Origin of the sequence: Pseudorhodoferax sp. (assembly GCF_047601025.1) — a bacterium.
In the GTDB taxonomy this organism is placed as follows: domain Bacteria; phylum Pseudomonadota; class Gammaproteobacteria; order Burkholderiales; family Burkholderiaceae_C; genus Pseudorhodoferax.
Genome location: NZ_JASGJZ010000001.1, coordinates 5,023,035 through 5,042,572, shown reverse-complemented (window position 1 = coordinate 5,042,572; position 19,538 = coordinate 5,023,035). Strand labels below are relative to the sequence as shown.

Here is a 19,538-nt window from a genome sequence, read left to right as displayed (position 1 = left end):
ATCCTAGGAAGCGCGCGTGACGGTTTCGTGTCGAAAGAGCCGTTCCCCGCTCCGTGGGGAACGCGCCAAGCGGTCGCGGCCGTTGGCAAGGTATGGCGATTCATCCCCACGGCCGTGGGGAACGTGACCCCGTGCCGGTTCTGGGCTACACGACCGTCGGTTCATCCCCGCGCCTGTGGGGAACGTGCCGTTGGAACGCTACGCCGAGCTGGTCCAGGCCGGTTCATCCCCACGCCTGTGGGGAATGCCCGCGACGTGATCGCGGCCGACTACGCCTACGTCGGTTCATTCCCACACTCGTGGGGAACGCCCATGTCCAGCCGTCTTCCCTGACTTCATCACCGGTTCATCCCCACGCCCGTGAGGGCGCCGTGCGCGCTCTCATCCCGCAAGCTATTCCGACGTCCCTCCGGGTCCGATGTCCCTCCGGGCCCGATGTTCGTCTCTCCGCGTCAGTGGTTGTCCCGCGGCACGCCGAAGGTCGCGTGGATCTTCTGGTACTTCACGGCCGGCTTGAGCACCATGCCGTTGGACAGTTCGTCGACCACGCCGCGCTGGATCTCCTGCCAGGGCGTCTGGCTCGGCGGGTAGCGGTAGCCGCCCTGGGCTTCCAGTTCGCGGCGGCGCTGCGCCAGCTCCTCGTCGGCGACCAGCATGTCGGCGCGCCGCTTCTTCAGGTCGATGCGCACGCGGTCGCCGGTGCGCAGCAGCGCCAGGTTGCCGCCGGTGGCGGCCTCGGGCGAGGCGTTCAGGATCGACGGCGAGCCCGAGGTGCCGGACTGGCGCCCGTCGCCGATGCAGGGCAGCGCCGTCACGCCTTGCTTGAGCAGGTAGTCCGGCGCGCGCATGTTCACGACCTCGGCCGCGCCCGGGTAGCCGACCGGGCCGACGCCGCGCATGAACAGCACGCTGTGCGCGGTGATGCCGAGGGCGGGGTCGTCGATGCGCGCGTGGTAGTCCTCCGGCCCGTCGAAGACCACGGCCGAGCCTTCGAAGGCCATCGGGTCGGCCGGGTTCTCCAGGTAGCGCTGGCGGAACTCGTCGCTGATCACGCTGGTCTTCATGATCGCCGAGTCGAACAGGTTGCCCTTGAAGTTCAGGAAGCCGGCGTTCTTCTTCAGCGGCTTGGCGTAGGGCAGGATCACGTCGCGGTCGCTGCTGAACCGGCCCTCGCAGTTCTCGACGATGGTCTTGCCGTTGACCGTCAGCGCCGGCTGGATCTTGCCCTTGGCGACCAGCTCGGCCACCACGGCCGGCAGGCCGCCGGCGCGGTAGTAGTCCTCGCCCAGGTAGGTGCCGGCCGGCTGCAGGTTCACCAGCAGCGGCACCTTGTAGCCCAGTTTTTCCCAGTCGTCGTTGTCCAGCGGCACGCCGATGTGCCGGGCGATCGCGTTCAAGTGGATGGGTGCGTTGGTCGAGCCGCCGATCGCCGAGTTGATGACGATGGCGTTCTCGAAGGCGGCGCGCGTCAGGATGTCCGAGGGCTTGAGGTCCTCGCGCACCATCTCGACGATGCGCCGGCCGGTCAGGTAGGCCATCTCCTGCCGGTCGCGGTAGGGCGCGGGGATGGCTGCGCTGCCCGGCAGCATCATGCCCAGGGCCTCGGCCAGCGCGTTCATCGTCGAGGCCGTGCCCATGGTGTTGCAGTGGCCGGTGGATGGCGCCGAGGAGGCCACGAGCTTGAGGAATTCCGGGTAGCCGATCTTGCCGGCCGCCATCAGCTCGCGCGCCTTCCAGACGATGGTGCCCGAGCCGGTGCGCTCGCCCTGGAACCAGCCGTTCAGCATGGGGCCGGCGTTCAGCGCGATGGCCGGGATGTCCACCGTGGCGGCGGCCATCAGCTGGGCCGGCGTGGTCTTGTCGCAGCCGGTGGTCAGCACCACGCCGTCGATCGGGTAGCCGTACAGGATCTCGACCAGCGACAGGTACTGCAGGTTGCGGTCCAGCGAGGCCGTGGGGCGCTTGCAGGTCTCCTGGATCGGGTGCAGCGGGAACTCGAAGGCGATGCCGCCGGCGTCGCGGATGCCTTCCTTGATGCGCTCGGCCAGCACCAGGTGGTGCCGGTTGCAGGGCGCGACGTCCGAGCCCGACTGGGCGATGCCGACCATGGGCCGGCCCGACTGCAGTTCGTCGAACGACAGGCCGAAGTTCATGACGCGTTCCAGGTACAGCGCGGTCATGTCGGCATTGGCCGGGTTGTCGAACCATTCCTGCGAGCGCAGGCGCCGCGGCGCCTGGCTCTTCTTGCTGCTGCGTTTCTTCATCGTGTCGTTGCCTTGCTTGTGCTTGCTCATTGGATGCCCTTCAGCGCCTGGGCCGCGTTCGGCGCGGCCCGGCAGTCGGCGATGTACTCGCGGATGATGTCCGCGAACTGCCGGCACGGCGCCAGGCCCAGCCGCGCGGCGCGCGCGGCCGTGGCGCCGGACGGCCAGTTGGCCACGATGCCGGCGATGCGCTCGTCGCGTTCGAAGCGCACCAGCGCGCGGACCTGGCTGCCGGCCACCTCCTCCAGCGCGTCCAGCATGTCGGCCACGCGCACGTTCAGCGCCGGCAGGTTCAGCGCCAGCCGGCCGCCGAGCTGCTCGCGCGTGGCCTCGTAGACGCGGATCAGCCCGTCCACGGTCTGCGACGGCGAGGACATCGGGTGCGACACGCCGGCGTCCACCGGGCAGGCCGACACGATGCCGGCCAGCGGCTCGCGGATGATGCCGCTGAAGAAGCCGGAGGCCGCGCCGTTCGGCCGGCCCGGTCGCACCGTGACCGTCATCAGCCGGGCCGAGCGGCCGTCCAGGAAGCCCTTGCGCGTGTAGTCGGCGATCAGGTATTCGCACATCAGCTTGTGCGTGCCGTAGGAGGTCTGCGGCGCCGGCAGCGTGTCGTCGGCCACGATGCCGGGCCAGGCGAACGCGGGGTCGGGGCCGAACACGGCGACCGAGCTGGAGAACACCAGCCTGGGCACCGGGCCGCCGGCGGCCGTGCGGGCGCGCAGCGCATCCAGCAGCGCGCGCGTGCTGTCCAGGTTGGAGCGCAGGCCCAGTTCGAAGTCCAGCTCGCATTCGCCCGAGACGGCCGAGGCCAGGTGGAACACGCCGTCGAAGTCCTCGCCCTGCAGCGCCGGCGCCTGCGACAGCAGCGTGCCGGTGCGGGCCTCCACGCGCGTGTCGGCCAGCAGGTCGGCCGGCGGCGGGGTGATGTCGGTCAGCACCAGGCGGTCGATCGTGCGGCCGGCCAGCTGGCCGCGCGCGAGCAGCGTGCGCGCCAGCCGCGCGCCGACGAAGCCGCCGCCGCCGGTGATCAGGAGTTTCATGGGGGTCTTTCCTTGTGACATGGGGAAATGGTTCAGGTCCTGCGCCGCCGTCCGGCCATCACGCCGCCCTCGACGAGCCGCTGCTCGGCGCGCTGGATGTGGTCCAGCGCGCAGCGCCGCGCGGCGGCCGGGTCGCGCGCGGCAATGGCTTGCACGATCGCGCGGTGCTCCAGCTGCACGGCCTGCATGAAGTCGGCGCGCCGCGCCTCGTTGCCGCGCGTGACGCGCATGCCCTCGCGCAGGTACTGGGACAGGAAGCCCAGCAGCAGCTGGAACTGCGGGTTGCCGGTGGCCTCGCCGACCAGGCGGTGGAAGGCCAGGTCCTCGTCCACGCCGTCACGGCCCTCGGCCACGGCCTGGTCGATGGCCTTGAGCTGGCGGCGCAGCGCGGCGACCTGGCTGCGCGTGGCGCGCTGCGCCGCCAGTGCGGCGATCTCGCCTTCGAGCACGCGCCGCACCTCGACCACGTGGACCACCGCGTCCACCGAGCCCGGCACCTGCGGATCGAATGCCAGCGGCTGGTGCGCCGGCGTCGGCGCGACGAACACGCCCGAGCCCTGGCGCGACACCACCAGCGCCAGCGACTTGAGCTGGTGCACCGCCTCGCGCACCACGGTGCGCGACACGCCGTGCACCCGGGCCAGTTGCTGCTCGGTCGGCAGCCGCGCGCCGGGTGGCAGCGCGCCGCCGCCGATCTGCCGCGCCAGCCGCTGCGCCAGCCGGTCCGACAGGCGATCGGCCTCGTGCCGCAGGGGGTCGGCCGCGGGCAGGTCGGTGGCGGCGAGGCGGGGCGTCACGGTCGGGCTGCGCAGGGAGATGCGCTGTACTGTAATCGGGTCATCATACAAATTTGCGGGTTTGCCAGTACCGGATTTCCCTGATGCAAAGCCGCCGCCGGCATGCCGATACTGGGTGCGTTCACGAGTGCCACTGTCGGCACGGCATCCCAACCTCGAACCAATATCCCCGCGCATGGCGAGTGTCACGATCCAGGGCGTCAAGAAGAACTTCGGCGAAGTGCCCATCCTGCACGGCGTGGACATCGCCATCGAGGACGGCTCGTTCACCGTGCTGGTTGGCCCTTCGGGCTGCGGCAAGTCCACGCTGCTGCGCATGATCGCCGGCCTGGAGCGGATCGACGGCGGCGACATCCGCATCGGCGACCGCCGCGTGAACGACCTGCCGCCCAAGGAACGGGACATCGCCATGGTGTTCCAGAACTACGCGCTGTACCCGCACATGACGGTGCGCGACAACATGGCCTTCTCGCTGACGCTGGCCAAGGCCGGCAAGGCCGCGATCGACGCCAAGGTGCGGCGTGCCGCCGAGATCCTGGCCCTGGTGCCGCTGCTGGACCGCTACCCGCGCCAGCTGTCCGGCGGCCAGCGCCAGCGCGTGGCCATGGGCCGCGCCATCGTGCGCGACCCGCAGGTGTTCCTGTTCGACGAGCCGCTGTCCAACCTCGACGCCAAGCTGCGCGTGGCCATGCGCAGCGAGATCAAGGAACTGCACCAGCGGCTCCGGACGACCTCGATCTACGTCACGCACGACCAGATCGAGGCCATGACCATGGGCGACCAGATCGTCGTGATGCGCGACGGCCGCGTCGAGCAGGCCGGCCGGCCGCTGGAGCTGTACGACTGCCCGGCCAACCAGTTCGTGGCCGGCTTCATCGGCTCGCCGGCGATGAACTTCCTGCCCGGCACGCTGCGCCGCTCGGGCCTCGCGGCCGAGGTGGAATTGCGCGACGGCACGCGGCTGCCGGCCCCGATGGGCAGCGGCGGGCAGGACGGCCAGGACGTGGTCTACGGCACCCGGCCCGAGCACCTGACGCTGGGAGACCGTGGCATCCCGGCCGAGGTCGCGGTGCTGGAGCCCACGGGCATGGACACCTTCGTCGCCTGCCGGCACGAGGGCGCGGAGCTGTCGGCCGTGTTCCGCGAGCGGCACGACTTCGCGCCCGGCACGCTGATCCATCTGCAGCCCGACATCGCGCGCGCGCACCTGTTCGACGCGGGCACGGGCCGGCGGCTCGCCGCCTGAGCGCTTTTCATCGACCCTTAGCGAAGGAGACTGGCATGAACGAGTTCCAAGGACGCAGGCGGAGCATCCTCAAAGGCGGCGCCGGCGCGGTGGCCGTGGCATCCATCGGCACCGGCAGCGCGCTGTTCACGCCCGGCGTGCTCGCGCAGAGCCTGAAGTTCACGCCCGAGAAGGGAGCCAAGCTGCGCGTGCTGCGCTGGAGCCGCTTCGTGCAGGGCGACATCGATGCCTACATGGCCAACGTCAAGAAGTTCACCGAGACCACCGGCGTGGAAGTGCGCGTGGACAGCGAGAACTGGGAGGACGTGCGCCCCAAGGCCGCCGTGGCCGCCAACACCGGCGCCGGGCCGGACATCATCCTCTCGACCAACGACGACGCCAACCTGTACCCGGACAAGCTGCTGGACGTGACCGACCTGGCCGAATACCTCGGCAAGAAGTACGGCGGCTGGTACCCGGCCGCGGAGACCTTCATGCGCCCGGACGGCAAGCGCTGGCTGGGCCTGGCGCTGGGTGCGTCGGGCTCGCTGATCGTTTACCGCGAGAGCATGGTCAAGGCCGCCGGCTTCGACACCTTTCCCACGACCACGGACGGCTTCCTGAAGCTGCTCCAGGCGCTCAAGGCCAAGGGCACGCCGGGCGGCATGGCGCTGGGCAACGCGACCGGCGACAGCACCTGGACCAACTGGCTGGTCTGGGCCTTCGGCGGCAAGCTGGTGGACAAGAGCAACAAGGTCGTGATCGACAGCCCCGAAACCATCAAGGCGCTGGAGTACGGCAAGGAGCTGTACGCGACCTTCATCCCGGGCACGCTGTCCTGGCTGGACCCGAACAACAACAAGGCCTTCCTGGACGGGCAGATCAGCGTGACCAACAACGGCATCTCGGTCTACTACGCGGCCAAGAACTCGCCCGACCCCAAGCTCAAGGAGATGGCGGCCGACATCCAGCACGCGGTGTTCCCGGTGGGGCCGGTCGGCGTGCCGACGGAGTCGCACCTGTTCTTCAACCAGATGATCATGAAGTACACCAAGTTCCCGAACGCCGCCAAGGAGTTCCTGCGCTTCATGATGGAGAAGGAACAGTTCGACCCCTGGCTGCAGGGCGGCGGCGGCTACGTGGCGCAGCCGCTGCGTGCCTACGAGGCCAACCCGATCTGGACCTCGGACCCGAAGAACACGCCGTACCGCGATTCGGTCAAGAACCTGCGGCCGGCCGGCTACGAGGGCACGCTGGGCTACGCGTCGGCCGGCGTGGCGGCGGACTTCATCATTCCGAACATGGTGGCCGAGGCCGCCAGCGGTGCCAGGACGCCCAAGGAAGCCGCCGAACGCGCGCAGAAGCGCGCCGAACGCTACTACAAGGTGTGATCCGGACATGCTCGCCCGCCTGCAGAACAGCCGCAACGCGCTCGGCCTGCTGTTCATGCTGCCGGCGGCGGTGCTGCTGCTGCTGTTCCTGACCTATCCGCTCGGCCTCGGCACCTGGCTCGGCTTCACCGACACCAAGGTGGGCCGGCCGGGCCAGTGGGTGGGGCTGGAGAACTACGCCTACCTGTGGAACGACTCGGTGACGCGGCTGGCGCTGTTCAACACGCTGGTCTACACCGTCGTCGCCAGCATCTTCAAGTTCGTGCTCGGGCTGTGGCTGGCGCTGCTGCTGAACAAGAACATCCGCTTCAAGACCTTCTGCCGCGCGGTGATCCTGCTGCCGTACATCGTGCCCACGGTGCTGTCGGCCATCGCGTTCTGGTGGATCTACGACTCGCAGTTCTCCATCATCAGCTGGGCGCTGGTCAAGCTCGGCCTGATCGACCACTACATCGACTTCCTCGGCGATCCGTGGAACGCGCGCATCGCCGTGATCATCGCCAACATCTGGCGCGGCGTGCCCTTCGTGGCGATCACGCTGCTGGCCGGGCTGCAGACCATCTCGCCCTCGTACTACGAGGCCTCGGCCATCGACGGCGCCACGCGCTGGCAGCAGTTCCGCCACGTTACGCTGCCGCTCCTGACGCCCATCATCGCGGTGGTGATGACCTTCTCGGTGCTGTTCACGTTCACCGACTTCCAGCTGATCTACGTGATCACCCGCGGCGGGCCGCTGAATGCCACGCACCTGATGGCCACGCTGTCGTTCCAGCGCGCGATCTCCGGCGGTGCGCTGGGCGAGGGCGCGGCCATCGCGATCGCGATGGTGCCGTTCCTGCTGGCCTGCGTGCTGTTCAGCTTCTTCGGCCTGCAGCGCCGGGCCTGGCAACAGGGAGGCAAGGACTGATGGCCCAACCGGACGTCGACACCGTCGGCATGTCGTACCTGGACTCGGTGCCGCGCAAGCTGGCCACGGTCTACCTGCCGCTCGCCGTGTTCCTGATCGTGCTGCTGTTCCCGTTCTACTGGATGGTCATCACCGCGGTCAAGCCGGACGCCGAGCTGCTTTCGCGCGAGGGCAATCCGTTCTGGGTCGTGGCGCCCACGCTGGGGCATTTCCGCAAGCTGCTGTTCGAGACCACCTACCCGCAGTGGCTGTGGAACACGGTGCTGGTGTCGGTGGTGTCCACCTTCCTGTCGCTGGCGGCCTCGGTGTTCGCGGCCTACGCGATCGAGCGGCTGCGCTTCAAGGGCTCGCGCCACGTCGGGCTGGGCATCTTCCTGGCCTACATGGTGCCGCCGTCCATCCTGTTCATCCCGCTGGCCAGCGTGGTGTTCAAGCTCGGCCTGTTCGACACGCGGCTGGCGCTGATCCTGACCTACCCGACCTTCCTGATCCCGTTCTGCACCTGGCTGCTGATGGGCTATTTCCGCTCGATCCCGATGGAGCTGGAGGAGTGCGCGCTGATCGACGGCGCCACGCGCTGGCAGATCCTCGTCAAGGTGGTGCTGCCGCTGGCCGTGCCGGGGCTGATCTCGGCCGGCATCTTCGCGTTCACGCTGTCGTGGAACGAGTTCATCTACGCGCTGACCTTCGTCTCCTCCTCCGAGGTCAAGACCGTGCCCGTCGGCGTGGTGACCGAACTGGTGCAGGGCGACGTGTACCAGTGGGGGCCGCTGATGGCCGGCGCCCTGCTGGGCTCGCTGCCGGTGGCCTTCATCTACTCGTTCTTCGTCGAGTACTACGTGTCCGGCATGACCGGTTCGGTCAAGGAATAGGCCGCGCTGGGCCGACCCTGCGGCGACCCTGTGGCTTCGCCGCAGCCACGGCAGCCCCGCACCGAGCGGCGACGCAACCTGGCGCGATCAATGCGGCGATCGTCGGTACGGCCCAGCCTTCGTTCGCAGCGCCGCACGAACGGGTCGCCCGCAGCGATGTGCGCCATACGGTCCAGTCGCTCAGGCTGTGGTGTACCCCGAGGAGATCGCGCGCTGTGCCTGGGCAAGGTCCGTCTGCCCTGCGGGCGCATCGAGGCGCTGGCCATCCTTCGGGCCCACGCGGGTGATGCGCTCGACCAATGCCTTGCCGATGGGATTGCGCCATTGGTCCTGCGGAGCGGTAGGCTTCGTCATCGTTTCGCGCGTGGCGATGTTCTCGGGCACGGTTTTCAGGTCGTGCAAGAGTTCCGGTCTCCCGTAATACGTACCACAGCACCGATCTCGGCCCAGCGGATGCGGCGCGGGATGTGCGCGGGCTCGACGCCACGAATCTTCAGAAAATCCAGGAATTGGTCACTGGGAAGTGGCGAGAGCCAGACGCGCATAGCTCGGCTGCCAACGTCCTGCCCGACCAGTGCCATTGATGCCTTGCGGATCCTGCCAAAGCAGGATCTGTCGACCATTGGGGTCGATCGTGCATCTGGCGGTGTAGGCCTCGGTACTGCGGAAGTACAGGCACGAGGTACTGCCGTTGCTCTGCTTGGCGACGGCATACCAACCGGGCGTGAAACTCGACATAAGGATGATTCCTGCAGTCAGTCGACCATGTCAATACGGAAAGCTGGCCGGCTTCTCCGGTGCCTTCGGACCGGGATAATTCGGGTGAGCGGCACTCGTGTTACTGATCACCAATCGTACTTCACCCTGTGGCAGGAAGTGAACATTCAGGACCGAGCCGGGTTCGTCGTACCGATCAATAGGGACGACCTTCTCATGCCACTTTTCAATGGTATCGTCGCCCGTGGCGTTCGGGTCGGAACTCGACGTCGTCCATCGAACCTGCGCAGTCAGTCCGGGACGCCACTGTTTCGGGTAAGCGATGCAGCAGACAAAGCTGCCACCGCCGCCATAGGCGCGTGAATTACCGCCCCCTTGACCATCCACGTAGAACTGATGGATGTAGTCTGGCGTATGGTTGTACGGGCTGATAGTGGCCACCATCTGATCGGGCTTGGTCTTTCCGTCCCCGGAGGAATTGGAACAGGCGACGAGCGGCAGGACTGCAAATGCAGCCATCACCAGCCAGAATTTGGATTTGGATTTCATGGTCGTGCTCAACGGGGCGGAATTTCGTGTCGGGACTGCAACCGATCCCACAGTGCGTCACTCCACCCCTTCATTGCCTTCACCAAGGTGGTTTCGCCGCGTTCGATATCGTGCCACGTTGCTTGAAGCTCGGGGGTCCGGTCAAAATCCGGCCCACAGGAAAGGGCGAGGATCGCGAACTGCAAACGATCGTTCGGCGACGTGACGCCGCGCGCATCAGCCCGGTCGAGCACGGCATCGAGGTGATCCCTGAACGGGCCGAAGCCGTCGGCGGGAACAAGTTCCGGCGTGCTTTCGTTCAGCAAGCCGAACAGCGTATCGGGTTCGCTGGCGCGCAGCAGCGCGGAAAACTGTATTTTGTCGAGTTCCAGATGGGGCGCCATGTCGGCGTGCTCGGCCATGTCGACGTGACTTTCCCTTGACCAGAATCGGGCGCTGGCGTGGTGGTCGAACCAGGCCCATGCATTGACTGCATGCGACACCCGGGTCCGTTGCGCGGGGGTCAGATTCGACAGCAATTCGGGCAACACGCGTGTGTCCGCGAATCGGCAGTGCGCCAGCATGTCGCCGTCGATCAGCACTCGCGACAGATACGCGCCCAGCGCCAGAAGATCGGCTTGCGGAGCTGCGGTTTGCACGAGGCTCAGCGCAGATGCCCGTGCATCGAGTGCGAGAAGGCGCATCAAACCCTGAGCGGCCCGATCCTCGTCTGTTGGCAACGCAATCCATAGCGGCGCATGCTCGCCGTACACCTCGAGCGGGCTGCCCTGAAGCGCATTGATTGCAGACCAACCCAACGACACCAGAATCGATCTCAGCCGTTTGCCGTCGAGCAGTGCTGGATCGACGAGGGCCCAGAGTGGGCGTTCGTCAGGCTCGCGCAAGCCTTTCTGCATTTCACGCAGTGCCTCGGGTGAAGCCGCGTCTCTGGCGAAATCCATGACAGCCGACTATTGCAGCGCGGCAAACGGCGCACCCGCCTTGGCGGCCTTGAGAAGGCAAGGCACGCACACGCTCGAAGGCATTAAGGGGAGGCCGTATAAAAGCCGCTCCGGTCCCTCAAACGATTTCTGGCTGGCATGGACGGTGATCGTGCCCGGGCACTCGACGGTGATGTTGCCGCCCTCGAGGGTGACGGACGCGCCACCGGCGGTGGAGATCACGATCCGCTTGGCCGCAGCCCAGTCGATGTGGGTGGACTGCGACTGGATGGTCACGTCCTGCTTGGCCGCCACCTGCATCCGGTCGGCCTGGGCCTGCAACTCTACATCCCCCCGTCCAGCGATGAGGGTGATGCCGGTGCCTGTCGCCTGCTCGCCGGGCTGGATCGCCCCGGCCAGGATGCCGATGGCCTGCCCGGTGTGGATGCGGCTGGCGCCGGCGCTGGCGAGGTGCGTGTCCTGCCCGCTGGCGATGACGATGCCTTCGCCGGCGCTCCACTGCAGGTCCTGCCCGGCCACGGTGGCCAGGCCGGCCTTGGCGGCCACCTCCACGACGGGTTGCGTGAAGTGCGGCAGCTTGCCTTGCTCTGTGGATGTGCTATCGGCTGCCGCGTCAGCCCGGGCGGCATCGAAGCCTGTCTCGTCCACCATCCCCTTGAGCACGGTGTGCAGCGCCTGGGCCGGCGGCTCGCGTTCGCTCAGGGTGCTGGCCTCGGCCTGCCGGCTGCCGATGGCCTGCGCCAGCTTGACCGTCTGGTGAATGCCCGCAGCCTGGCTGAAGGTCCGTGCCAGCGTAGCCAGTTGCCCCTGCAACGCCATGCCGGCCACGTTGTCCCCGGCCGGCTCCTGGGCGTGCGTGCCGTAGCTGCTCAGCAGCACGCCCTGGCCGGCGCGGATGGCGCCGTAGGCGTCGGTGCGCAATTCGAAGCCCAGGCCGCGCAAGCTGCCGCGGTGGTTGTCGGCCTGGTGGATGAGGTGCCCCAGGTTGAGCTGGGTGGCGTGCTGGGAGGTCGCCAGCTGGGTGCGCAGCTGGGCATCGGTGTCGTCGAAGACGAGCTGGTTGAAGCCTGACCCAGCGAACTCCTGAGTCTTGGTGCCGGACAGGGCGGCGGCGTTGGCCTGTCCGGCGGCCTGGAGGCTGGCGTGGCCGGCGCCGTGCCAGGCCGGGCCGTGGCCGCCGGGGCCGGCACCGATCAGGTTGCCCTGGGCGCCGGGGCGGTGGTCGCCCGAGGCGGCCAGTGCACTGGCATCGTCCTGGGCCGCCTGGCCGCCGGGCGTGGGAGCAAGCCCTGCCTCACCACGGCCGTTGTACAGCGCACCGACCACCAGGGGCCGCTCGACATTGCCGTCGACAAAATCCACCAGCACCTCCTGGCCGATGCGGGGGATGAACTGCGCGCCCATGCCGGCGCCGGCCCAGCGCTGCAGCACGCGCACCCAGGTGCTGGCCGCGCTGGTGCCGGGGCCCTGGGGCAGGGTTTGGAAGTCGAAGCGGATGCGCACGCGGCCCAGGCGGTCCATGTGGATCTCCTCGGGCCCGCTGGCGCGCTCCTGGCCGTCGGGGCCGACGACGGTGGCGGTGAGCAGGCCCGGGGCGCTGGGCACGGGGTGGCGGCGCGCGCCGGTGCCGTCGAGCAGCTGGGGACGCCAGGGCACGCTGGCGCGGATGGCCGTGAAGGCGTTGCCGTAGCCGGTGGCGGCGGCCTGCGCGCGCAGCTCGGCGTCCAGCGGGGGAGCGGCGTCCAGCGGCGGCGCGGTGTCCAGGGCGCCTGGCGCCTGCAGCGCTGGCGCGCCCAGCGCCTGGGCGATGGCGTCGCTCAGGTCCTTGGGCAGGTTGTTGATGCCGGCGTGGGTGACGGCGGTGAGCAGGAAGCGGCGGTGCTCGGAATCAGGTTGATCGGACAGGCCGGGCAGGGCGTCCAGTTCGCTGCCGGTGAGGCGGAACCACTGGCCGGCGGTGAAGCTGCGCACGGTGGCGCGGCCCAGCCAGGTCTTGTGGCGGGCCTCGTGGGCCTGCTGCATCAGGCGGGCGGCGCGTTCGGCGTCGGCGGTGTCGGCAAAGGCCTCGGCGCCGGCGTCGTCGAAGTCCTCCAGCGCCGGGGCGCCGGGGCCGGCGAAGGCGGCGGCGGTGGGCACGCTGGCGGCCACGGCGCGCTTGGCCTGGTGGTCCCAGGCCAGCACGGTGGTGGTGGCCACGGGCAACTGGCGCCGCCCGCCGAAGGCCTGCACCGCGTCCTGCATCTGCTGCGCGCCGCTGGCGTGGAAGCGCACGCCGGCGCCGTCCGTGCCACCCTGGGCGCTCACCGCGTCCTCGGGGCAGGCGGCGCGGGCGGGGCTGTCGGCCAGCAGCACCAGGGTGTGGTCCAGCGGGGCGTCGTCCTGGCGCTGCAGCCGCATGGCGATGCCCTCGCGCGCGAGCAGGCGCTGCACGAACGCCAGGTCGCTCTCGCGGTACTGCACGGTGTAGCTGCGCACGCCGGCATGGGCGCTGGCCTGCATGTGCGCGGCCACGCAGGGCGCGCCGCCGGTGGAGGTGAAGCACGGCCCCGACAGCAAAGGCTCAAACCGTGACGACAAAGCAGCATCAACGCGCGACGGGTCGTCCGGTCTTGGGATCGAGACCCTTGGCGCGGGCCATCTCGGCGATGCGCTCTGCGGACGGCAACGGCGGAGGAACGTTGGCCTCGTACTCCTGCAGCCACTGGAACTTGCCATCCCAGGCCGGCAGCGGCGCCGGGGGCAGCGGAACGATCTTGTCGATCTCGGGCACCGTGGCGTGGAGGTAGTCGTAGCCGTCCAGAAAGCTTGAGATCTGGCGATACCTACGTTCCCGTTCAGCGTCAATGGGTTGACCGAGCCCAAAATCGGGGTTGGCGTGATCTCTAACTGAAAAGGCGTTGGCGAGCGAGTACGCAGAGACGGATCGGCCCGCCGCTGCCGCGATCTGGTAATACCGCATGGCGTTGGCATATTGGCGCTCGGCCTGCAAGTAAATCGCGTGCCGTCCTGCAGCTTCGGCATGTCCCTGGTCCGCGGCGCAGCGCCGCATCATTAGGCCGATGTCGGTAATTGGACGTCCATTCTTTAGCACATCGATCAACAAGTTGCCCACTAGGAACTGCCCTTCCGGGCTTCCAAGATCGGCTGACTTGCGGTAGTACTTCAGCGCCAGTTCCGGATCGGCCTTGACACCGTAGCCGCGCTCCAAGTACCAGCCCATGGCGTAATAGCCCGAAGGAATGCCGCGCTCGATGAGCGATTCGGTCAGGTCGATCACCTCCTTGCGCCGGTCCGTGCTGACGGCTTTGCCGGACTGGATGAGCTGGCGCAACTCGATGTTGGCCTTGTCGTGGCCATAAGCGTTGGCAATGCGCACCAGCCGCTCGATCTTGAGGAACACCTCGTCCTTGGGCTGCAACCTATTGCCTTTGACCAGCCATCGTGCGTGCTTGTAGAGCTGGTCGGCCTCGGGGTCGCGCGGTGGAATGCGCTCGCTTTCGTGGGTGCACGTAAAAGCCAATTGCGCCTTGATGGTGGAAGGGATGTCCTTGACGTCGTCTATGTGAGGGTTCTTGGCCTGGCAGCCGGCCAGGGCGGCACCCAGCAGGCACAGCAGCGCCAGTCGAGTCGCTGAGAACTGCACGTTCAGCCCTTGTCGCCGTTCTCGGGTTGGGCGCGTCATTGGTGGACATGAAGCACGGTCCGACAGCAAAGGCTCAAACCGTGACGACAAAGCAGCATCAACGCGCGACGGGTCGTCCGGTCTTGGGATCGAGACCCTTGGCGCGGGCCATCTCGGCAATGCGCTCCTCGGACGGCAATGGTGGAGGAACGTTGGCCTCGTACTCCTGCAGCCACTGGAACTTGCCGTCCCAGGCCGGTAGCGGCGCTGGGGGCAGCGGAACGATCTTGTCGATCTCGGGCACCGTGGCGTGGAGGTAGTCGTAGCGGTGCAAGAACTTCCTGATCGCAGTGTATCGCTGCTCACGTTCTGCATCGATGGCTTGTCCAAGCCCGAAATCAGGGTTGGCGTGATTCCGGACCGAAAATGCGTCGGCGAGTGAAGACGCTGATGTGGAGTCACCGGATGCTGTCGAGATTTGGTAATAGCGCATAGCATCGGCATATTGGCGTTCTGCCTGGAGATGGATGGCGTACCGCCCTGCAGCTTCGGCATGCCCCTGGTCTGCGGCACAACGCCACATGGCCATGCCGATGTCGGCAATTTGCCGCCCATGCTCCAGGTCACCCAGCTTGTCCCCCACCAGGAACTGCCCTTCCGGGCTGCCGAGATCGGCCGACTTGCGGTAGTACTTCAGTGCCAGTTCCGGATCGGCCTTGACACCGTAGCCGCGCTCCAAGTACCAACCCATGGCGTAGTAGCCCGACGGAATGCCGCGCTCGATGAGCGATTCGGTCAGGTCGATTACCTCCTTGCGTCGATCGGAGCTGAGGGCCTTGCCGGATTGGATGAGTTGGCGCAACTCGATGTTGGCCTTGTCGTGGCCATAGGCACTGGCAATGCGCACCAGCCGCTCGATCTTGAGAAACACCTCGTCCTTGGACTGCAACCTATTGCCTTTGACCAGCCATCGTGCGTGCTTGTAGAGCTGGTCGGCCTCGGGGTCGCGCGGCGGAATGCGCTCGCTCTCGTGGGTGCACGTAAAAGCCAATTGCGCCTTGATGGTGGAAGGGATGTCCTTGACGTCATTCATGTGGGAATCCTTGGCTTGGCAGCCAGCCAGGGTGAAGCCCAGCAGGCATGACAGCGTCAGCCGAATCGTGGCGTGCAACATGTCAATCCTTGTTGTTGATCTCCGGGCTGGTGCGTAGAAACTCGCAGAGTTGGGCTAGCGGCAGGGAAGGACGCATAAGTCATCCGATTACCCAGAACTTGAGCCCTCCTCTCGTAATCTCTTGATTTGTTGAAGACGATGGATCGGTGGGGAGGCGAGATGAGTTGGGCGACAGAGGAGTTTGCGGATCTTGACCTGGGGGATGGGAGGCTGAACCGACGGCTGGTCCGGATGGCCGAGAATTTTGCCCGACAGCCCTCGCGGAGCATCCCGAGCGCCAGCGGGGGCTGGGCCGAATCGAAGGCGGCGTACCGGCTGTTCGCGTCGGACAAGGTTGGCTGGCGCGACATCCTGCAGCCGCACTGGGCCAGCAGCCAGCGGCGCATGAGCGAGCAGCCGGTGGTGCTGTGCCTGCAGGACACGACGGAGCTGGATTTCAACGGCCAGAACATCGTGGGCCTGGGGCGGCCGAGCTACGAGGCGCCGCGCGGGATGTACGTTCTCCGACCTACGCGGTGACGCCGCAGCGCGAGCCGCTGGGGGTGATCGACGCGTGGATGTGGGCACGCCGGCCGGTGGGGGACGACCCGGCGCCGGTGGAGAGCACGCGCTGGATCGAAGGCTACGAACGCGTGGCGGAGTGGGCCAAGGAGTTGCCGCGAACGCGGCTGGTGTATGTGGCCGACCGCGAGGCGGACATCGAGGCGCTGATGCAGCGCGCGCACGAACTGCAGCATCCGGCGGACTGGCTGATCGGCTGCCAGCATGACCGCCAGCTTGCGGGCCAGGACAAGCAGGCGCAGGGCCAGACCAAGCGGTGGGAGACGGCCACGGCGGCTCAGGCGCTGGGAACGATCCAGTTCACGCAACCCTCGCGACTGGTACCGGGCCCGCTGAGAGATCGAGCCGCTGTTCAACAGCGTCAAGAACGCCTGCCGGGTCGAGGCGCTGCAGTTGAGCACGATGGCCCGGCTGGAGAAGGCCATCGCGTTGTACCTGGTGGTGGCCTGGCGCATCGCACGGCTGATGCGCCTGGGGTGAACCTGCCCGGACCTGCCGGCCAAGCTGTTCTTCGAGCCCGACGAGTGCAAGGCCGCCTGCATCGTGCTGGACAACAAGCCGCCGCACGCGGCGCCCCGGCTCCATCAGGCGATCCGCCTGATCGCCACGCTGGGCGGCTTTCTTGGCCGCAAGAGCGACGGCCGGCCCGGCGTCAAGACCATGTGGATCGGCCTGCAACGCGTCGCAGGCGCAGACGCGTCAGCCAAAAAATCACTGGCGAAATCGGGCCCAAGGATCGACCACGGGCGCAGCCGGGTCGATGGCCTGCGGGCGCGGACGCAGCGACCTGGCCAGCGTCATCGCCAAATTGAAGGCCTCCTTCAACGGCGGAGGCTCCTTGCCGTGGAACGCCTTGTCGTCGGCCAGCTTGCCGATGCCCTCGGCCCTGACCACGATGCGCGGCTCGGTGACCGAACCCTTCTTGCCGGCCGTCTCGATGATCACCTCGTAGACGGTGTAGTTGTTGATCGAGCCCGGATAGGTGATGGCCATGGCGCGCGCCTCCTGGCCATTGGCAAGCTTCAGGTACTGCACGTCCCAGTGGTCGCTGATGCCGGTGGCACCGGCAAACGAGCAGCCGAACAGGTCACGGCTGGCCGTGCCCTGCTGCGCGCGGCAGCGCTTCTTGCTCTCACGGGCCATCTCCTCGGCCGCATCCCATGGCGTGATGGCCTGGCGGATGTCCTCGGTCGGGATCAGCGCGGTCTCCGTATGCGGCATGCGCGTCTTGATGTCCACGTGCAGCACGAGGTTGGCATAACGAGGGTCGACGAAGCTCACGCTCACGCGGCTGTCACGCTCGGTACCGCCGGCCGGGTCGGCAAAGAAACCATGCGGCGTGCAGATGCCCGGGCAGCCCGGCATCTGGCCGGGCTGCCGGATGCTGTAGCGCGGCACCAGCTTGGCCAACACCTCGCGCGCCAAGGGCTCCTGCGAAGGCGGCGGTGAACCTGAATCGGCCCGCTCGCCGTCCGCTGGCATCGTGGCGCGCTCCTGGGATTTGTCCTTCCAGTAGAAGCGGCCGCGCTGGTCTTCTGGAACGTGAATTCCTATCTGAAAGCGGCCAGGGCCAGCCCAGTTCGTAAACGAGTCCGTCTCTGGAGCAATTGGGCGAATCTGTTTGAATTCTTCGTTACCAGAAGTTGTGTAGTTGAACAGGCTCTGTGTGAGGAGCCCCGACATTCGGATGAACTTCGAAATAGGCTGACGGAAAGAGGGATCGTTGTCCATCCCCACCAGCGGATCACTCTCGCTGAACGCCACTGGCCCAATAGCGACGAACCCCTTGGATCTTCTGGATTGCCTAAGAGACTCTGCCGTATAGTTGAAAAACTTTGGATACGCTCCAAGAAGAAAGTATGACGCCCCAAGCTCGATAGGATCTGGAACATCTATCAGCCAGCGGCCAATACACTCGGCTTGCCAGCCATTTGGTTTAATGTAATTGAAATCATCAACCTTGATCTCGTCGCTCTTGGCGCTGCATCCGCCAATTGTCATCGACGCCATAAAAACACCTGGTATCAGGAACTGCTTTAGCTTCAAATCAATCATCAATTCACCTGTTCACACGAAACCATGCTGTTGACTCGCCGTGAGATTGCCTAGGTCGGTTGGCGACACCCCCCGGTCGGTTAGCAGGATCATGTTCATATTGGGGTGATTATTTTCCTCTTTTGTCCATGCAACAGGCAATGCGCATATATATCCCTTAAGCCCCTGCGGGGCCTTGCCCAAAAAAGCACGCTGCCAGAATTTTTCTCTGAATGGCATTTTGTCGGCATAAGGATGCAATTCCTTATTGACGTCGAAGTGACTGTTGCCTGAAGTTTTTTTGCCGTGAGGCCATACAGGCCAAATGGATGTACCCTCCCCAGGGTCAGCACTCGGCGTCCACGGAAAGGCCTGAGAATAGAGATTGGAATTGGCCGCAGCCACGGCTTGGATTGCCTTCTAGGTGGCCGGGTCGGCTGGTTTGTCGAGAAAACTCGTCAACTGATTGGCCGGCTTAACGAGATCGGTTCCACCACGAAGCCCGAAGTGCTTCGCCCACAATTCTTTCCGTAGGTTATGGGCAAAGGTGCGAACCACCAATTGGTTCTTGCCGTCGATCGGCGCTCGGCGTGTTTCAAGGTCGGTAATGCACAAGGCCAATTCTGAATCGCGGCCGCTATTTAGGCTGCGGTCGTTGATATTAGCGCTGCCGACAATCAAAGTGGTGTCGTCGACAATGAGCAACTTGGTGTGGACATAGATTTGTTCCGTACAGACGGCTCCATCGACCGTTTGGCAGCTTCGCAGATTTAATGGCGTTAAGTAGCTCTGCACTGCTTCGATAGAAATATCTCGTTCCGCTCTGGAAGTCAGATCGAGAATCGAAATATTTTCTGCACCGCGCCTTCTGGCATTCAGCCACTCTTCTTCTGATAAGGGATTTTTGCAATTTTTTCGAGCATACAAAGCGAGCCGAACTCGGTTAACCAGGCTCTCCCGAGCAAAAGCAAGGCTCTGCATTGTCCAATGAATCTGCCCGACGATAGCGATGTCGGCCAAACTGCCTTCGGGATGTACGGGCAGTACAAGATAAGCATGAAATGGCTGATCCCATCGAATGGCATCTTCGATGCGGTCGGCGATGGCTCGGGCAACATGGTTACGTGGTGATTGACCGGCATGAGCGGCTCCTACTTGCGTCACGGCGGCCTGTATGCGGTTGCTGGGCAATGACTGCAGGTAGCGCATCGGGCCGGACTCGAGTCTTCGGTTGGCCGAGTTAATGGATGGGTCGCCAAATCCACTCTGAAAAAATTGATTCTCGATGTAGATAAACCGCTCAGCATTCAAGATCGCCGAGACCATGGCATCATGAATTTCGCGCTGTGGTCCTTTGGGCACCGACAGGCCTGGGGTGCCCTTGGTCTCGTCCGACTGTAATTGCACAGGCGCGCTGCGCAGGACATCCACCTTCATCCCA

17 protein-coding genes and 1 pseudogene are annotated in these 19,538 nt (G+C 66.0%); 5 read left to right on the top strand and 13 right to left on the bottom strand.

Features of this window, described 5'->3' with window-relative positions:
- Positions 1-452: 452 nt before the first annotated feature.
- Genes QM782_RS23240 through QM782_RS23230 form a run of 3 tightly spaced genes read right to left on the bottom strand, consistent with a single transcriptional unit; the run spans position 453 to position 4,104 of the window.
- Entirely contained in the window at positions 453-2,294 is a 1,842-nt protein-coding gene (locus tag QM782_RS23240; protein WP_415205231.1) for an IlvD/Edd family dehydratase, read from the bottom strand.
- Positions 2,291-3,307 carry a D-erythronate dehydrogenase gene (denD, locus tag QM782_RS23235; RefSeq protein ID WP_415205230.1) on the bottom strand — a complete coding sequence of 339 codons (1,017 nt, stop codon included), beginning with the start codon at positions 3,305-3,307 and terminating at the stop codon, positions 2,291-2,293. The genes QM782_RS23240 and denD overlap by 4 nt, the downstream gene beginning before the upstream one ends.
- Before the next feature lie 32 nt (positions 3,308-3,339).
- Positions 3,340-4,104, bottom strand: a complete 765-nt coding sequence (locus QM782_RS23230; protein ID WP_415205229.1) for a FadR/GntR family transcriptional regulator — start codon at positions 4,102-4,104, stop codon at positions 3,340-3,342.
- Positions 4,105-4,279: 175 nt separating this feature from the next.
- On the opposite strand from QM782_RS23230, the gene QM782_RS23225 reads away from it, so the two are divergent.
- The 4 genes from QM782_RS23225 to QM782_RS23210 are packed head-to-tail and all read left to right on the top strand — an operon-like array spanning position 4,280 to position 8,499.
- Positions 4,280-5,350 carry an ABC transporter ATP-binding protein gene (locus QM782_RS23225; protein ID WP_415205228.1) on the top strand — a complete coding sequence of 357 codons (1,071 nt, stop codon included), beginning with the start codon at positions 4,280-4,282 and terminating at the stop codon, positions 5,348-5,350.
- A gap of 35 nt (positions 5,351-5,385) precedes the next feature.
- Entirely contained in the window at positions 5,386-6,720 is a 1,335-nt protein-coding gene (locus tag QM782_RS23220) for an ABC transporter substrate-binding protein (protein ID WP_415205227.1), read from the top strand.
- Between the two features lie 7 nt (positions 6,721-6,727).
- Complete coding sequence (locus QM782_RS23215) at positions 6,728-7,627, top strand: carbohydrate ABC transporter permease (RefSeq protein WP_415205226.1); 900 nt, start codon at positions 6,728-6,730, stop codon at positions 7,625-7,627.
- Positions 7,627-8,499 carry a carbohydrate ABC transporter permease gene (locus QM782_RS23210; protein WP_415205225.1) on the top strand — a complete coding sequence of 291 codons (873 nt, stop codon included), beginning with the start codon at positions 7,627-7,629 and terminating at the stop codon, positions 8,497-8,499. The genes QM782_RS23215 and QM782_RS23210 overlap by 1 nt, the downstream gene beginning before the upstream one ends.
- 180 nt (positions 8,500-8,679) lie before the next feature.
- Here QM782_RS23210 and QM782_RS23205 read toward each other — a convergent pair whose 3' ends face one another.
- The 7 genes from QM782_RS23205 to QM782_RS23175 all read right to left on the bottom strand — a co-directional run bounded on the left by QM782_RS23205 (position 8,680) and on the right by QM782_RS23175 (position 15,502).
- Complete coding sequence (locus QM782_RS23205; RefSeq protein ID WP_415205224.1) at positions 8,680-8,901, bottom strand: hypothetical protein; 222 nt, start codon at positions 8,899-8,901, stop codon at positions 8,680-8,682.
- Positions 8,902-9,012: 111 nt separating this feature from the next.
- Positions 9,013-9,237 (bottom strand): hypothetical protein, encoded by a 225-nt coding sequence (locus QM782_RS23200; RefSeq protein ID WP_415205223.1) that lies wholly within the window; start codon positions 9,235-9,237, stop codon positions 9,013-9,015.
- A 30-nt stretch (positions 9,238-9,267) separates the two neighbouring features.
- On the bottom strand, positions 9,268-9,765 hold the full coding sequence (locus tag QM782_RS23195; RefSeq protein WP_415205222.1) for a DUF3304 domain-containing protein: 498 nt from the start codon (positions 9,763-9,765) through the stop codon (positions 9,268-9,270).
- Positions 9,766-9,773: 8 nt separating this feature from the next.
- Positions 9,774-10,706: a DUF4123 domain-containing protein gene (locus tag QM782_RS23190; RefSeq protein WP_415205221.1), complete on the bottom strand. Its 933-nt coding sequence runs from the start codon at positions 10,704-10,706 to the stop codon at positions 9,774-9,776.
- A 9-nt stretch (positions 10,707-10,715) separates the two neighbouring features.
- Positions 10,716-13,262: a type VI secretion system Vgr family protein gene (locus tag QM782_RS23185; protein WP_415205220.1), complete on the bottom strand. Its 2,547-nt coding sequence runs from the start codon at positions 13,260-13,262 to the stop codon at positions 10,716-10,718.
- A 28-nt stretch (positions 13,263-13,290) separates the two neighbouring features.
- The gene (locus tag QM782_RS23180; RefSeq protein WP_415205219.1) at positions 13,291-14,349 is read right to left on the bottom strand and encodes a DUF6396 domain-containing protein; all 1,059 of its coding nucleotides are present in this window, start codon (positions 14,347-14,349) and stop codon (positions 13,291-13,293) included.
- 97 nt (positions 14,350-14,446) lie between these two features.
- Positions 14,447-15,502 carry a DUF6396 domain-containing protein gene (locus QM782_RS23175; RefSeq protein WP_415205218.1) on the bottom strand — a complete coding sequence of 352 codons (1,056 nt, stop codon included), beginning with the start codon at positions 15,500-15,502 and terminating at the stop codon, positions 14,447-14,449.
- Between the two features lie 159 nt (positions 15,503-15,661).
- On the opposite strand from QM782_RS23175, the pseudogene QM782_RS23170 reads away from it, so the two are divergent.
- Positions 15,662-16,756 (top strand): annotated as a pseudogene (locus QM782_RS23170) (IS4 family transposase); the annotation flags it as partial.
- A gap of 18 nt (positions 16,757-16,774) precedes the next feature.
- Here QM782_RS23170 and QM782_RS23165 read toward each other — a convergent pair.
- From QM782_RS23165 to QM782_RS23155, 3 genes are read right to left on the bottom strand one after another with little or no spacing between them, the layout of a single operon-like run.
- Positions 16,775-18,118, bottom strand: a complete 1,344-nt coding sequence (locus QM782_RS23165) for a hypothetical protein (protein ID WP_415205720.1) — start codon at positions 18,116-18,118, stop codon at positions 16,775-16,777.
- A gap of 12 nt (positions 18,119-18,130) precedes the next feature.
- On the bottom strand, positions 18,131-18,502 hold the full coding sequence (locus QM782_RS23160; protein ID WP_415205217.1) for a hypothetical protein: 372 nt from the start codon (positions 18,500-18,502) through the stop codon (positions 18,131-18,133).
- Positions 18,503-18,517: 15 nt separating this feature from the next.
- Entirely contained in the window at positions 18,518-19,534 is a 1,017-nt protein-coding gene (locus QM782_RS23155; protein ID WP_415205216.1) for a phospholipase D-like domain-containing protein, read from the bottom strand.
- Positions 19,535-19,538 lie beyond the last annotated feature (4 nt).